12 protein-coding genes are annotated in these 16,103 nt (G+C 59.1%); all 12 read right to left on the bottom strand.

Features of this window, described 5'->3' with window-relative positions; translation table 11 throughout:
- Positions 1–16 precede the first annotated feature (16 nt).
- Positions 17–994, bottom strand: coding sequence for an ABC transporter permease (locus tag ACWAT4_RS29965; protein WP_128944068.1), 978 nt, complete (start codon positions 992–994; stop codon positions 17–19).
- 20 nt (positions 995–1,014) lie between these two features.
- Entirely contained in the window at positions 1,015–2,526 is a 1,512-nt protein-coding gene (locus ACWAT4_RS29970) for a sugar ABC transporter ATP-binding protein (RefSeq protein WP_128944069.1), read from the bottom strand.
- A 65-nt stretch (positions 2,527–2,591) separates the two neighbouring features.
- Positions 2,592–3,659 (bottom strand): sugar ABC transporter substrate-binding protein, encoded by a 1,068-nt coding sequence (locus ACWAT4_RS29975; protein WP_128944070.1) that lies wholly within the window; start codon positions 3,657–3,659, stop codon positions 2,592–2,594.
- A gap of 126 nt (positions 3,660–3,785) precedes the next feature.
- On the bottom strand, positions 3,786–5,324 hold the full coding sequence (locus tag ACWAT4_RS29980; RefSeq protein WP_128944071.1) for an aminoacyl-histidine dipeptidase: 1,539 nt from the start codon (positions 5,322–5,324) through the stop codon (positions 3,786–3,788).
- A 705-nt stretch (positions 5,325–6,029) separates the two neighbouring features.
- The gene (locus ACWAT4_RS29985; RefSeq protein WP_128944072.1) at positions 6,030–7,037 is read right to left on the bottom strand and encodes a transketolase family protein; all 1,008 of its coding nucleotides are present in this window, start codon (positions 7,035–7,037) and stop codon (positions 6,030–6,032) included.
- The gene (locus ACWAT4_RS29990) at positions 7,034–7,873 is read right to left on the bottom strand and encodes a transketolase (RefSeq protein WP_128944073.1); all 840 of its coding nucleotides are present in this window, start codon (positions 7,871–7,873) and stop codon (positions 7,034–7,036) included. The genes ACWAT4_RS29985 and ACWAT4_RS29990 overlap by 4 nt, the downstream gene beginning before the upstream one ends.
- 533 nt (positions 7,874–8,406) lie before the next feature.
- Entirely contained in the window at positions 8,407–9,768 is a 1,362-nt protein-coding gene (gene glcF, locus ACWAT4_RS29995; RefSeq protein ID WP_128944074.1) for a glycolate oxidase subunit GlcF, read from the bottom strand.
- 2 nt (positions 9,769–9,770) lie between these two features.
- Positions 9,771–10,955: an FAD-binding protein gene (locus tag ACWAT4_RS30000; protein ID WP_128944075.1), complete on the bottom strand. Its 1,185-nt coding sequence runs from the start codon at positions 10,953–10,955 to the stop codon at positions 9,771–9,773.
- 39 nt (positions 10,956–10,994) lie between these two features.
- Positions 10,995–12,428 carry an FAD-binding oxidoreductase gene (locus ACWAT4_RS30005; RefSeq protein WP_449728736.1) on the bottom strand — a complete coding sequence of 478 codons (1,434 nt, stop codon included), beginning with the start codon at positions 12,426–12,428 and terminating at the stop codon, positions 10,995–10,997.
- 310 nt (positions 12,429–12,738) lie between these two features.
- Positions 12,739–14,154 carry a pyruvate kinase gene (pyk, locus tag ACWAT4_RS30010; protein ID WP_128944077.1) on the bottom strand — a complete coding sequence of 472 codons (1,416 nt, stop codon included), beginning with the start codon at positions 14,152–14,154 and terminating at the stop codon, positions 12,739–12,741.
- 73 nt (positions 14,155–14,227) lie between these two features.
- Positions 14,228–15,013 (bottom strand): SDR family NAD(P)-dependent oxidoreductase, encoded by a 786-nt coding sequence (locus ACWAT4_RS30015; RefSeq protein ID WP_164939243.1) that lies wholly within the window; start codon positions 15,011–15,013, stop codon positions 14,228–14,230.
- Between the two features lie 26 nt (positions 15,014–15,039).
- Positions 15,040–16,068: a TRAP transporter substrate-binding protein gene (locus tag ACWAT4_RS30020; protein WP_128944079.1), complete on the bottom strand. Its 1,029-nt coding sequence runs from the start codon at positions 16,066–16,068 to the stop codon at positions 15,040–15,042.
- Between the last annotated feature and the right edge of the window lie 35 nt (positions 16,069–16,103).

Here is a 16,103-nt window from a genome sequence, read left to right on the forward strand (position 1 = left end):
CAGCTGCCTCCCGCACTCAGGTATCCCGCGAGCGGCCACCAAACTTGTCGGCGCACACGGCCAACAGAATGATCGCGCCGATCACAACTTGATGCCAAAACGTGTTGACGTTGAGAATATTGAGGCCGTTGCGTACAACGGCCATGAGGACCGCGCCGGCAGCAGTTCCCAACAAGGACGCCCTACCTCCGGCGAGACTTGTCCCGCCCATGACGACCGCCGCGATGACATCCAGTTCATATCCCTCGCCGGCCTCCGGCATAGCTGCTTCGAGGCGAGAAGTTAGGAGAACGCCGGACAACGCAGCCAGAAATCCAGTCAGCGCGTACACCGCAATCTTAATGCGGTCGATCCTTATTCCGACCAACCGCGCCGCTTCCGGATTGCTCCCGATTGACAGCGTGTAACGGCCAAAGCGCGTTTGATAAAGCAGGAAGTAGACCGCAGCAAACGTCAGTATGGTCACCAACACCGGCATCGGCACAAACCCAACAAATCCCTGACCGAAGACCTGAAAGGAAGGATTCGACAAGCCAGTGAGCGGAATGCCCTCCGTGTAGACCATGATCAGGCCACGCGTGATGACCATCATCGCCATCGTGACGATGAAGTCAGCAATCTTGACCTTTGCAACCAGTACGCCGTTCACAATCCCGATCAGAGTTCCGACGGCCAGACTCGCGCCGACGCTGAGGTATGGATTGAACCCGCGGTTCATCAGGTCCGCCGCAATCAGGCCGGTGAATGCAAGCGTGGACCCAACCGAGAGATCAATGCCTCGCATGGCAATAACGAGGGTGGCTCCGAACGCGATAATGGCGACGAAGACAGCCTGGCGCGTGATGTCTGTGAGGTTTCCGACGCTCAGAAAGCGCGGCGACGCGACTCCAAGTGCCACAATGAGCACGATCAACGCGATCACGATTCCGCTCGCGCCCCCCGACAGCCTGAACTTCGATACCGGGGTCTTTGTATCCAAGGCCTGAGTCGACATTCCATTCTCCATTATTTTTCTCAGGTCCGCTGAATCGAAAGCGAGGCGATGGCCTCTTCGCTCGCAGAAGCCGCGTCCAATATTCCGACCACCTCGCCTTCAAACATGACCAATATCCGATGGCACAACCCCAACAGCTCGGTGCTGTCCGATGAGACGACGATGATCCCTTTGCCCGCTTGCGCGCTGCTGGCGATCAGTTGGTAGACATCGGCCTTCGCCCTGATATCGATCCCGCGCGTCGGCTCTTCGAGAAGCAATACGTCCGGCTCGGTCAGCAGCCATCTCGCTAACAGCACTTTCTGCTGGTTGCCGCCGCTCAGCCGTCCGATCGACTGCTGAGGTCCTTCCGACTTGATTCCCATCTTCCGGATATAATTCGTGCATTGAATTCGTTCAGCTCGTCGATCCAGGCGAACGCTGCCAAACTTGGACAGGCTAGAGGCGGTCAAATTCCAGCCGACGCTATGTTCAGCGAAGATGCCTTCCGTTTTGCGCTCGGCGGGAAGAAACGCAATCCGGTTGTTCATCCCGTCCGATATCGAACTGATCGAAGTCGAACGACCCTTCAGCACGATTCTACCGGACTCCGACGCACCATCGCCGAACAGCGCCCTCAGAAGGTGGCTCTTTCCCGATCCTTCGAGTCCCGCAACACCCAGAATCTCCCCTTCGTGCAGTTCGAAACTGACGTTTTCGAACGCTCCGCGTCGGGATATCCCTTCTACCTTGAGGACGGGATCAGCGCGTGGGCTTGACTTGGTCGGAAACTGCTTCGCCAGCGAGCCGCCGATCATCAAGCTGATCACCTTGTTCACGTCGAGCGATGACGCCGGCAAGTCCGCGACGCATGCCCCATCGCGCAATACGACCACGCGGTCGCAGATCTTCAGAACCTCATCAAGCTTGTGGGACACATATATGACGGACTTCCCCGCTTGCTTGAGATCGTTGATGATTCTGACGAGCTGTTCTCGCTCGGCTTTTTCGAGAGCCTCGGTCGGCTCGTCCATGATCAGGATATTTGCATTCGAGTTCAACGCCCTGGCGATTTCGATGATTTGCCGTTGAGCAAGGGCAAGTGAACCAACCGGACAATCCAGATCGATCTCGACGCCAAGCACATCGTTCAGGATTCGAGCGGCGCAATCCCGCATGGCCTTCTTTCGAAGCGGCACCGTCATGTTTGGATATTTTCCGACCGACATCTCCCGGCCAATGAAAATGTTTTCAACCGCATCCAGGTCAGGGAACAGACTGAGTTCCTGATAGATAATGCCTATACCCGCGCGCTGCGCGTCCGGGGGCTCGCGGATGTCCACGCGAACCCCTTCGATCTCGATGTCGCCTTCGTCACGCGCATGGGCTCCGGACAGGATCTTCATCAGGGTCGATTTTCCGGCCCCATTTTCACCGACCAGTCCCAGCACCTCACCCTTGGCCAGATTCATCGAAATGCCCGACAGCGCGTTGGTCGCTCCGAACCTCTTGCCGACGCCCGTGATCTTGAGCGCGTGTTCTGACTGGCTCATGATGCCGCCCCCCACATTCAAACGGAGGGAGCCATACCACAACGGCGTGGCCCCCTCGCGATCATCTACTTCGTGTTCTTTGCGACGTAGATGTAGTCAGCCGGATCGAACGTGCCGATGTTCTTGGCGTCGTAGGTCTTCGGGGCGACGAAGATCTTCTTCGGAACGCTTTCGCCCTTCATGACGAATTGCTCGACCGCGCGGATGATGTTGCGGCCTTCCTCCTTGGCCCCGGTATCCACGGTGGCCGCAAAATCGCCGACCTTGATCGCGTCGTTGGCCTCCTTCATGTTCTCGTAACCGACGATCGCAATCTTCCCGTTCAGCTTCCGCGCCTTCAAGGCCTGGAGACCTCCCAGGGCCATTTCGTCGTAGAGCGCAACGAGAATTTCAACATCGGGATGCGCGGTGAGCATGTTCTCGGTCACGGTGAGACCTTGTGCTCGCACCCAGCCGGCCGGCTGCTTGGCGACGATTTTCAGGTTCGGGTATTTCGAGAGGATTTCATTGAAGCCTTTCATGCGCTGCGCCGTGTGCGGACCTGGCAAGCCCTCCAGGACGGCGATCTTGACCTCTCCCTTGTCCTTGTAGTGATCGACAATCCACTGCGCCTGAGCACGACCACCGTCGCTCTGATCGTATCCGATATCGCTCACGTAGTAGGGGTCATCGGCGACGGGTGAATTGAACAGGAACACCGGGATTCCCGCTTCGGTCGCACGCCGGATCAGCGGCTCCAAAGCGCCTTCGTTGTAGAGCGCGACCGCGATCGCATCCACGCGCTCGTTGATCCAGGCCTCCATCGTGCGGACCTGATCGTCCGTCGCGGACTGGCTCTTCGGTGCCTGCACGAGCAGCTGGATCGTCGCGGGTCCGCCTGCTCGATCGATCTCTTCCTTCACTCCGGCCAGCACGCGCTGATAGTAGGTATCCATCGCGGTCGGCAGGAAACCAACCTTCAGGGGACGGTTTGTCTTGACCTGGGGTTTTGCCTCTTTGCCGGTCGGCGGAATCACCTTGTCCATGAGGATTCCCGGAAAGACGGCGCCGTAGTCGGCGGCGAAGACTGAAGTCGGAGCGACGACGGCGGCGACCAGCGCCGCTGCCAATGACGTACGGAAAGAACGTTTCATGTTTCCCCTCAAATGTTTGTTCTAGTGCAACATCTGCTGCTCGCGCGTGCGCAAGCAACCTCGTCCAGCGCACCAGTTGTTTGGAACGCTGCCAACGATCATTCCGCCGAGATGCGCGATGTCGCGCTAATCTCTGAGATTGCGGAGTATTTCCTTCAGAAGCCGCCAGATTGGCTCAACAGTAGTGTGATTGAGACGCTCTCGGGTGGTATGCACATCGAACGCTTCCGGTCCGATTGAGATCATGTCGATCCCCGGGATCTTCTTGTTGAAGAGACCCAACTCGAGGCTCGAGTGCGATACTTCAACGTGCGGCCTTGCCTTGAAGGTATCCTCGAACGCGCGGCTGGCTACGGCCAGAAGCTTCGAGTCCTTGTTGTAGGGCCACTCCGGGCAATCGGCGAAGGTGGTAACCCTGGTCCCACGCCCCATCAGTTCGGCCAGCCGCTCGATACGTTTGAGGATGGCGTAGCGCCGCGAGCTGATCGCGCTCGGAATGGTCGAGAGGATCTCGACTTCCTCGTCGCTTGTCGACAACAGGGCAATGGTGTTCGAACTCTCCACCAGATTCGCTATTGTGAGGCTCATGCTTTGGACGCCGTTGGGCGTCAGCGTGATCGCCTGGACAACCGAATTGGCGGTAACATCCGAAAGGACGCGCTCGACGAGACCGTCGCTCGGCTCCAGACCGACCTCGAGCTTCGGGTCGCTGACGAAGAACTCCTTCTTGATATCTGCGGCGACGTTCCGGACGATCTCGCTCGCACGATCCACATCTGCCTGATGCACAAGCAGGCGTGCTTCGGCGTCTCCCGGAATAACGTACCGATTGACGCCCCCCCTGACCGACGCCAGCCGGACCGGCAGTTCGTCGAGGAGCGCACCGACGACCCGAGCGAGAAGGACGATCGCGTTGGCGCGCTCGAGGTGAATGTCGAACTCCGAGTGGCCGCTGCTCAGTCCCTTCACGAACAGGCGCATCGCCGTCAAGCCGGCCGGCGCTTTCTGCCATTCGACCGGAATCCGGAAGCGCGCCGAGATGTCGCCCGCGCAGCCGGCGAACAGACTCTTGGGATCGTGCCAGTTGAAATCGATCAACCGCCGGCCCGTCAGACGGGAAGCATCGAAGTGTTGAGCGCCTCCCTTTCCGACCTCTTCCTGGACTGTCAGTACGACCTCGAGTGGCGGATGGGGAATGTCCTTGGCGTCGAGCACGGATAGCGCCAACGCCACACCCACCGTGTTATCGGCGCCGAGCGTCGTACCGGTGCCATGGATGAAGTCGCCGTCGATCCGCAGCTTGATGCCCTGCTTCTCGAAATCGTGCTCCACACCTTCATCGCTCTCGCACACGATGTCGGTATGACCGTGGAAGATGAGCGGCGACGCGTTCTCGTATCCGCTCGTTCCCGGCTTCTTGACGAGGATATTGTGGATGTCGTCCTGGTAGCACTCGAGCCCGCGGTCCCGCGCGAACTTTGCGATGTAGTCGCTCACCTGCTTCTCGTTATAGGACCCGCGGGGAATGCGGCTGATCTCTTCGAAGTAGCGAAAGAAGACGTCGGGTTTGAGGTCCGCAAGGACGCCACTCTTATCGGCTCCCCCTGAGTGAGCGTCGGGACGTCGATCGTTTACGGTTGTTGTTGCGGTCTGGTGCGCAGACATGAATTCCTCCCAGTGCCGGCGCCGTCGTGCATTGCGGCCGCCCTCATTCTTCCGACGATAAGAAATAGGATCAGCAGATCAAACGAATTGCGCGCTTCATTGAGTGAATTGTCCTCATCCAAATGCCAGTTTCGAGCGGCGAACAAACTTCGATCGAGGGGAGTTACGTTCTACAATCTCCCACGCGCCGACCGTCACCGTCTTTACCGGCGCTAGCATCAGAGAAACGGGTGCTAAACGGTCGCGGCTGCAAGAAAGCCAGTGTCGAATAAGACGTGCCGAGATTCCTGGTAAATGCCGAGCTTGCTCGCTATGCCTGGCTGTCGAAAAAATTGCGAGAGGTTCGTGGTGGCTTCGACAGAAACATGCGAACCGCAGGATATCTGATTGGCTTCCTGGAGTCTGTTTCCACGCCAAGCAGAATGCCAAATGCCTGAGCGGCCGCCGAAAGGCGCGTCCGCTATGAGCACGAAAGTCTTCAGTCGGGGGAACGCTAAAGCTCCCTAGCTTGGGCCTATGGCCGCGAGCACCAGGATCCACTGAAGGGGCGACCTGCCGCGCAGGTTTGGACCTACGCTTCCCGTACCGAGCGAACCTGTCAAAGGTGCCCGTCTCCTCATTTGGAGGCTCCGTATGGGCAGACCCAGGGCGACTCGTTCAAGGTCGACAAGCAGACTCGCGTCCGCGCGTCGTGATACGTAACCGTCACAGCCAGGACTTGACGCTGCTAACGATCGCATCCGTCGAAATTCCGTATCGATCGTGAAGCGTAGGCAATGCGCCAGCCGCTAGGAATTCGTCCGGCAGGCCGATCATGTGGAATGCAGGATGCACACGCTCCCTCATCAGAACAGCGGCGACTGCTTCGCCTAGCCCACCAATGATCGTATGGTTCTCCGCGACGACGACGACTCGCCCCGGTTTTCTACAAGCGGCCACAATGGTCTCGACATCAAGCGGCTTGATGGTCGGCACGTGGAGCACTGACGCGCCAACACGATCTGCTTCAAGTTTTTTTGCTGCTTCTAACGCCCGCATCGTGAGTAGGCCGGAAGAGATGATGAGAACGTCATCCCCGCTTCGCAAGTGCTTCGCTCTTCCAAGTTCGAACTTGTAGCCGTATTCATCAAGCACGAGCGGCACCTGCCCTCGCAGCAGACGCATATAGACGGGGCCAGGATGCGCCGCCATGGCAGGCACTACCTGCTCAATTTCCAGAGCATCGCATGGATCGATAACCGTCATGTTCGGCATCGCGCGGAACAGTGCCAGGTCTTCCGCCGCCTGATGACTTGGGCCGTATCCGGATGTGAGCCCTGGCAGCGCGCATGCGATCTTCACGTTCCGATCTTCCTCGGCAATCGTCTGGTGAATGAAATCATAGGCGCGCCGAGAAGCGAACACAGCGTAAGTCGTCACAAACGGCATAAAGCCCTCTGCGGCAAGACCGGACGCGCCGCCAAACAACAGCTGCTCAGCCATACCCATCTGATAGTAACGGGCCGGAAACTCCTTCGCGAACACATGGAGATCGGTGTATTTGCCGAGGTCAGCCGTCATCCCAACGACTTCGGGACGCCGTCGCGCGAGTTCGATCAAGGCATGGCCGAACGGCGCGGCTCTTGTTGGTTGTCCCTCTGCGGCAATCGAAGCGATCATTGCCGATGTCGTAAGGCGCTGCTTCGACGTAGTGGTGCTTGACGTCACCTTCATGGCTGACTCCCATCCTGCAGCGCTGCAAGCGCCAACTTCCACTCGTTCGCATCGACGCGCATGAAATGATTCCGCTCACGCGCCTCAAGAAACGGCACGCCTTTTCCCATGACCGTGTCGGCGATAATCATTCGCGGCACGGCTCCCTCGTGCGTCTTTGCCGCATCGAATGCCGCAACGACGGCATTGAGATCGTTACCGTCCACCCGCTGAACGAACCAGCCGAATGATCGCACTTTGTCGACCAGGGGCTCGAAGCCCATCATTTGGCCCGAAGGGCCATCCGCCTGCTGGTTATTGACGTCGACCACGGCAATGAGATTGTCCAACTTGAAGTGAGCGGCGGACATCATCGCCTCCCACTTCGATCCTTCATCGAGCTCCCCGTCAGAGAACAAGGTGTAGACGAAGCTGTCGGATCCTTTTCGCTTCAATCCAAGGCATCGGCCGACCGCGATGGTAAGACCGAGCCCCAGCGAACCGCCCGACATTTCCATCCCCGGCGTGTAGCTTGCCATACCGGACATCGGCAGACGGCTATCATCGAAGCCGTAGGTCTCCAGCTCTGCCTCCGGAACGATGCCCGCCTCGATCATCGCGGCGTACAGTGCAATTGCATAGTGACCATTGGAGAGAAGGAAGCGGTCGCGCCCTTCCCACTCTGGATCTTCCGGCCGATATCGCATGGCATGGAAGTAAGCCACCGCCAATACGTCAGCGATATCCAGGGCTTGGGCGATGTAGCCCTGCCCCTGCACTTCGCCCATTCGGAGCGCATGGCATCTGATGCGGCGAGCTCGTTCGTGCAGTGAGACGTTGTGGCCTTGAACCGTCATGTCGCCTGATCCTAGTTGTTGCGGAACGCGCGAAACCCGCGCTCCTGTCGAACAGCGAACGAGATGAGGCATACGGCGATCTTCCGTTGCGCACTCGATCTGGGCGCTTCTCCGATTCGCGCGGCTCTTCGGTCCGCGATTGCCACCAGCAATATAAGTCTGGGCGATTACAGCAAAAGAATTAGATCGGCATTTAGGTGATTCTGATTCATGCATGACGGCGACGCCGTTGCAAGTTTCGAACGAAGATCGGCGCGAGCCATCCGCCCGCCCCGCTTAACATGCGTCAAGCGGGTGACATCATCCTCCGTCTCTGGAGGACCCTTTGCAAGAACGCCGCGTCTTCCGACAACACTTTGGAGATGTGACATGCTGAAAGATCGTTTTTGTTTGCCGTGGGCGCGCTTGCACTATCGACCCACTCCGCCCAATCGAGAACCGCCGCTCAAATCAGAGCCATGCCAGATGCCGCTGGATGATCGGCAGCGACGTCTAAAACTAAGGTGGGCTTTGCGTCGTCCATGCTCGAGTTCTCAGCGCGCAATCTCGCACTCGCCGCAACCAGACACACAGTTGTTACTTCGCGCGCCCGACCGCAATGACTTCGGCGCCGGCCCTCCGGTCGCCCAATCGAGCAATTGGATCGTATGGACAATCGGTATGTCGGCGCCATCGCCGATCTGCGTGATGCAGCCTATGTTTCCCGTCGCGATCAGGTCTGCTTTCACGCGTCGGATGTTTGCCACCTTTCGCGCACGCAGTTGTTTCGCTATTTCCGGCTGAAGAATGTTGTAAGTCCCCGCCGATCCGCAGCAGATGTGTCCTTCAGGTATATCCTTGACCGCAAAGCCGGCCTGTTTAAGCAACGCTTTCGGCTCCTCTGTGATCTTTTGACCATGCTGCATCGAACAGGCCGAATGGTAGGCGACGACGAGATCGCGCGCTCTCGGTGAGAAGTCCAGTTTCATCGGCCAGAGGAATTCGGTGATATCTCGCGCGATTGCCGAAACCCGCCGTGCCTTATCGGCATAGGCGGGATCTTCACGGAGCATGAAGCCATAATCCTTGATCGTCGTTCCGCATCCAGACGCCGTAATGATGATCGCGTCGAGGCCCTCGCCATCCATCTCTGCGATCCATGCGTCGATGTTTCTCCTTGCGAATTCGTGTGAATCGCGTTCGCGTCCGAGATGATGGACCAGCGCGCCACAGCACCCCTCACCTCTGGCTTGCACCACCTCGATGCCGTGGCGGGTCAGGAGCCGGACGGCTGCCTCATTGAAGTCGGGGCGTAGTACAAGCTGGGCACAACCGCTGAGAATTGCGACGCGGCCGCGCTTCTCTCCCATTGCCGGAAAAACACCCGGCTTTTGCGTGGCCGATCGAAACGGCACACGGGCTGGCGCGAGATCGAGCATTGCCGCAAGCCGATCGCCTACATGGGGCAAGCCGGCCAAGACATATTTTAACGGCCGGCCAATTTGCGCCGCAGTGATCGCCGCTCGGAACCGTCTCGGATAGGGAAGAATCATCGCGAGCATGGCCCGGACGAGCCGGTCGTGGAAGGGCCGCCGATACGTCTGTTCTATATAGGCGCGAGCATGATCCACTAGGTGCATGTAGTGCACGCCCGACGGACAGGTGGTCATGCACGACAGGCACGATAGGCAGCGGTCGATGTGCTTGACGACTGGCGTGGTCGCCGGTTTGCTGCCCTCCAGCATGTCCTTGATCTGGTAGATGCGGCCGCGAGGGCTGTCGAGCTCGTCACCAAGCAGCAGATATGTCGGACAGGTGGCGGTGCAGAAGCCGCAATGAACGCAGCTTCGAAGGATCTTTTCCGAAGCCTCTGTTGCGGGATTCTGCAGTTGTTCAGCGGTAAACGTTGTCTGCATCGTTACAGCTCGGGGAACATCCGGCCAGGATTGAATATCCCAGCCGGATCGAGAGAGGCTTTCAGCCCGGTCTGAAGCCGCGCAATCGCTTCGATCGGCGGATCAAATACATCGACCGCAGCACGGACGTCTTCGGGTGCTCGCACGAGGGTGGCATGTCCACCGGCCTCACGGGTCGCCGCGCGAATCGTTGCCGCACTGGCGGCACTGGCCGTTGAGCACGCCAGCCAGATCAACCCGCCACCCCAGTCAAAGAACCACCGCGCATCGATAGTCCGTGCAATCCGTGCCGCGACATCAACACCTTTGGTCGGTGCCGTTGAGATGCGCCAGATCGCCTTATCGCGCGGCTCAGCGAGGACCGTTGCATCGCGGATCGCCCCCCAGAGATCCCTCCCAGTGTCATCGGCGAGTACCTCGGCCGTGCCGAACGCTCTCAAAAGCGACCGCAGCTCACGGAGGCGATATTCTACCGAATCGGGAAACCCCTCGACGCGGATTAAGGTGCGCGCGCCGTCACCGATGTTCGCCGGCAGGTGCGCTGCACCGCTGACATCGTACGGCGAGCCGAGTGCCGCCGACAGCGCCGCTATGCCGGTCTGGTCGGAGAGGCCCACTAGCCACAATGTTGCTACACGCTGTGGGCTCGGGACGACTTTGAACGTGACTTCGGTGAGGAAGCCGAGGGTGCCATGCGCGCCGACCATGAGCTTGACGAGGTCAAGGCCCGTCACGTTCTTCATAACACGACCGCCGGACTTGATCGCCTCGCCGCGCCCATTGACGAACCGCACCCCGAGAGAACTATCGCGGGCTGACCCGCCAGCGATTCGGCGCGGTCCTGAAAGGTTCATGGCGGCGACCGCTCCTATCGTCGGTTCACCGTCGCTGCCCAGCAGTGGGCGGTAGTCGAGAGGTTCGAAGGCGAGCTCTTGCCGATGCTCCGCGAGCAGCCGAACGATCCCACTGAGAGGGGCGCCAGGCTCGGCGGAAATCACGAATTCTGCTGGCTCATAGAGCGTGACTTTTGTCATTTGCGATGACGAGAGGGTCGACTCGAATCGCGGCGGCCTGCCGAACGCGCGCTTCGTCCCACTGCCCTGAATCGCCAGTGGAGTGCGCTGCGCCGCAGCTTCTGCGACGATTGCGCAGGCATCAGCCTCAGACGTTGGATTATGGCGGATCATTTGGACAACTCCCTCCGATGCCGGTGTCGCACGGCGTAGCTACGCCGTTAACCGGTTGTCGAGCGGGAACACTTTTGCGGGATTGAGCAACCATGCAGGATCGAAGACAGCTCGCACGCGCATCTGCTGCCGCAGATCGCGTTCCTCGAACTGAAAGCGCATCAAATCGCGTTTCTCGATCCCGACCCCGTGTTCGCCGGTCAGGCAGCCGCCAACTTCCACGCAGTATTTCAGGATGTCTTCGCCAGCGGCTTCCGCCTTTGCCTGCTCGGCTGGATCGTTAACATTATAAAGAATCAGCGGATGCATGTTGCCGTCGCCCGCATGAAATACATTTGCGACGCGCAGGCCGTAGGATGCGACAATCTCGCCTGTCCGTTTCAAGACGTTCGACAGCTGACCAAGCGGCACTGTACCGTCCATGCAGATGTAGTCGGCAACACGCCCCGTTGCTCCGAACGCGGACTTGCGTCCTTTCCAAATTGCCGCGGCTTCCGCTGCGGAGTGGCTCTCCTTGATGTGACGGACATTGTGCTTCCGCGCGATTCCGACGATCCGCGCGAGCATGGCTTCCATCTCAGGGTCGGAGCCCTCCACCTCGATAATCAGAAGAGCGCCGACGTCGAGCGGATAACCTGCCTTGGCAAATCCCTCCACGATCTCGATCGTCTGCTTATCCATGAACTCAATGGCAACCGGGATGATTCCCGCACCCATGATTGCCGCGACACAGGCCCCCGCTTCCTCGCTCGTATCGAAGCCGAATAGGACGGGCTTGGCGCCCTCCGCGGCACGACGAATCCGCACGACCGCTTCGGTAACGACGCCGAGCTGGCCTTCCGATCCAACGACAAGACCAAGAAGATCGTAGCCTGGGCTGTCGAGGTGCTCTCCGCCGATCTCAACGATCGTTCCGTCGAGCAAGACAAGCGTCACGCCAAGGATGTTGTTCGTCGTCACGCCGTATTTCAGGCAATGCGCCCCGCCCGAATTCATGCCGATGTTGCCGGCGATGGTGCAGGCGAGCTGGCTCGACGGGTCGGGCGCATAGAAAAAGCCTTCATGCGCAACTGCCTGGCTGACGGCAAGGTTGGTAACGCCTGCCTGCACTCGGGCGGTCCGGTTCTCGAAATTAACATCCAAGATCCGGTTCATCTTCGATACGCCGAGAACGATCGCATCCTCCTGCGGAATCGCACCGCCCGCGAGCGACGTTCCGGCGCCGCGCGGAACAACCTTCACCTGATTTTGCGCACAGAACTTCAGGACGGTCGACACTTCCGAGGTGGTCGACGGAAGCACGACCGCGAGCGGCATGCGCCGATAGGCGGTAAGGGCGTCGGTCTCGAAGGCGCGGCGTTCGTCTTCGGAGGCGATGAGCGCCTCCGGGGCAACGAGTTGGCCAAGGCCGGTCAGAATTTCGCCGCGGCGGCCGAGCACGGCCTCGTCAGGTGTTGGGAATGCAATCGGCATGGCTCTTCCTTCACTCCGCCCGGCAGAATGGGCCTTGTGCCACCAGCCAGACCAGATCCGCGGTTTTCACGTTAGGTAGCATACTTCGTCTCCGCGACTACCCGCCATGAGAGCGAGCAAATGCGCTGGTCAGATGCGAGCGACCACGCATAACTTGCCTAATTGACCCGTAGCAGCGCGGCAGCTTCCAACGCCTTTTCCTTGGATGGCTCTTATTGTGCGAAGCGTAGAAACCGCCACTAGGCGCGATGAGAGTGGACAATTGCCAACAACCAGTTGTAACGGCGATGTGGGTTAAGCTTACAGAAGCTCAAGGCACCGTCATGACGCGGATGTTGTTCGTGGTACCGGCCTGCGCGAAGGGAATCCCCGCGACGATCACTACCGTGTCCATGCTTTCAGCGAACTGCTCGCCGACCGCGGTAGAGACGGCACGAGACACCATCTCCTCGTAGTCGTTCACGTCGGTTGACGACACACTGTGCGTACCCCAGAGCAAACAAAGCCGGCGCGCAGTGTCCATACTTGGAGTCACTGCAAGAACAGACACATCCGGACGGCGACGGGCAATGCGAGCTGCGGTCGTGCCTCCAGATGTGTAGACGACGATCGCAGAGGCATGGATCGCAGATGCTAATCCCGCAGCCGCCGCGGCCACCGCGTGAGGGGCCGTCTGTTCCTCCTCCGGGCGCAAAGCATCGACGATAGAACGATACATCTTGTGACGTTCGGTGCTGCGGATAATGCTGTCCATCATCTCCACTGCTTCACGCGGATAGCGGCCTACGGCAGACTCCGCGGACAGCATTACCGCGTCGGCTCCATCGTAGATGGCCGTCGCTACATCCGACGCCTCCGCGCGGGTCGGCGTCGGCGAAGCGACCATGGAGTCGAGCATCTGCGTGGCCACGATTACCGGCTTTACTGCCAATCGACAGGCCCGCACCAATTCCTTTTGTCGGCCAGGAACGTCTTGATGAGGAATCTCGACGCCAAGATCGCCTCGCGCCACCATGACCGCGTCCGACAGACTAATGATGTCATCAATTCGATCGAGGGCCGCCGGCTTCTCGATCTTCGCGACGAGGCCTGCCCGATCCCCGATCAGTCCCCTCGCCTCAATGAGATCTCCCGGCCGTTGCACGAACGATAGCGCCACCCAATCGACGCCCAGTCGAAGACCGAAATCGAGGTCTCCACGGTCTTTCGGAGTAAGTGGCGACAGATCGAGGATCGTCCCCGGCAGGTTAACTCCTTTGTGGTTGGAGAGCTTTCCGCCGATTATCACCTCGGCTTCAAGGCTCTCGCGGTCGAGCGATTTGACGCGAACTCGCAGCCGTCCATCGTCGATCAATAGATCGTGCCCCGGCGCTGCCGCCGCAAACACCTCCGGATGCGGCAATGGGATCGCATCCCGATCACCTTCGGTGCCTTCCTGAACGAACCGGACGGTCTCGCCCGCCACCAGCGTCAGGCTCCCTTCGCGCAACGTACCGATACGAATCTTGGGTCCCTGGAGGTCGAGCAGAATACCGATCGGCCTGCCCATCTCGATCTCCAGAGCTCGGATCGAGGCGTGAACCTTGGCATGGTCCTGCTTCGCACCGTGGCTGAAGTTGAGACGAAACGTATCTACGCCAGCCTCGAACAACTTTCGAAGCATCTCTGGTTCGCAGCATGCCGGTCCAACGGTTGCTACGATCTTTGCTCGGCGGTTTCGGCGCACGTCAGTAATCTCTCCATCGGCAAATCAGGATCGCTCCCGGAGAAGCGGTTCCTCAAGGTGCGTCACTCTCCGGCTATCGCGGAGGCGTCTTGTCAGGCCCGAACATCAAGCCGGCCTCGCGGAACCCTCCGTCGACGTTTAATGTGTGGCCGTGAACGTATCGGCTCTCGTCTGACGACAGGAAAACCGCGGCATCCGCAATTTCCTCCGGAAGCCCATAGCGGCTCATTGGGATGAGATATTCATATGCTTTCCGCGTCGCCGGGTCGTGCGCCGTCTTGGCCATCTCGGTTTCGATCGCTCCTGGAGCAATGTTGTTGACATTGATCCGGTGCTGCGCGAGCTCGACCGCCATAACCTTCGTGAGCAACTCCAGCCCGGCTTTGGCGGCGCCATATGCGCCGCGTCCGTTTCCGCCGCGCTGTCCCGAAAGCGAAGCAATGTTGATGATCTTTCCGCCGCAGCCCTGATTGACCATCTGGCGCGCAACCGCCTGCGCTACAATGAATGCACCCGTCAAATTAATCGAGATCATTCGTTGCCAATCCTCGAGCTTGATATCGAGGAACGGCGTATTGCCACCGATGCCGGCATTGTTGATCAGAATGTCCAATCCGCCGCACTGCTGGACGATTTCATCCAACAACTCGGTCACAGACTCCTGGTTCGCTACATCCACCTTCAAGCCGAGATGCTCGCGACTTGCGTTTTCGAGCATCAACGCCGATGTCTTCGCGCCATCCACGTTGAGGTCCGCGATGACAATGCGAGCCCCTTCTCGCGCCAACGCCTTGGAGATCGCGAAGCCGATACCGCGCGCGCCACCGGTGACGAGCGCCACCTTATTGTTCAATCTCATATCGATCTAACTCCAGCTTCGTCGTCTCAGGTTAACTTTCCGGTGGTCCGCTCAAGCGTCGTCCACAGTTCCTCGCCGTACTTTGCACGCCATTCCTTGTAGAAACCCGCAGTACGAAGCGCTTCCCGGAAGGCCGCGACATCCGGCTCGTTGAATATGAGACCCTTCTTTGACAGATCTCCACGTAGGGATGTCGCGAGCGTTGCCATATCCTTTCTCTCAGCCATCGCGGCATCATTGATTGCAGTGGCGATGATCTTGCGGAGATCCTCGGTAATAGCCTCCCAGTTCCGCTTATTTGCGACGCAGAAGAAGGCGTCCCACATGTGGCCGGTCAAAGCGCAGTATTTCTGCACTTCGAACAGATTCGCGGTGAAGATATTCGCCAACGAATTTTCCTGACCGTCGACGATCTTGGTCTGCAGCGCGGAATACAGTTCGCTGTAGTTGATCGTTGTCGGTGCGGCACCAAAGGCTTGGAACATCGACGTCCAGAGCGCGCCGACCGGCACGCGGATCTTGACGCCCTTCAGATCGACGGGGGTGTTGATCTGCTTCGTGCTTGTGGTGATGTTGCGGAATCCGTTATCCCACATCTTGCCCACGGGTACGAGGTTCGCTTTTCCGATAGCAAGGCGCAACGCATCACCGAGCTCTCCGTCCATCGCCTTCCAGACGGCATCATAGTCGGGGAAGATGAACCCCAATCCGTAAATCGATGCCGACGGGACGATCGTCGAGAGAACATTGATCCCGGAATTGAGGAACAGATCGAGCCCGCCGGCGCGCAGTTGCGACAGCATGTCGGTGTCGCCGCCGAGCTGGTTGTTGGGAAACACGTTGATTTCCACCCGTCCCTTCGTTTCCGTCAGTACGCGTTCAGCCGCCTCTCTGGCGCGCGCCGTAATCGGATGAGACTCGGCGAGATTGAAACCCCAGCGAAGCCGGAACTCCGCGGCCGCCCGAGCACTTTTAATAGGATATCCAACGCTAGTGGCCAGAGCTGCTGCCGTGGTCCCCTGAAGAAACGTCCTGCGATTGAAAGTTCGTTTCATCGCTTCCCTCCATTCTCTACGTGGTTTGTACTCTT

Source organism: Bradyrhizobium sp. T-1, from assembly GCF_053592855.1.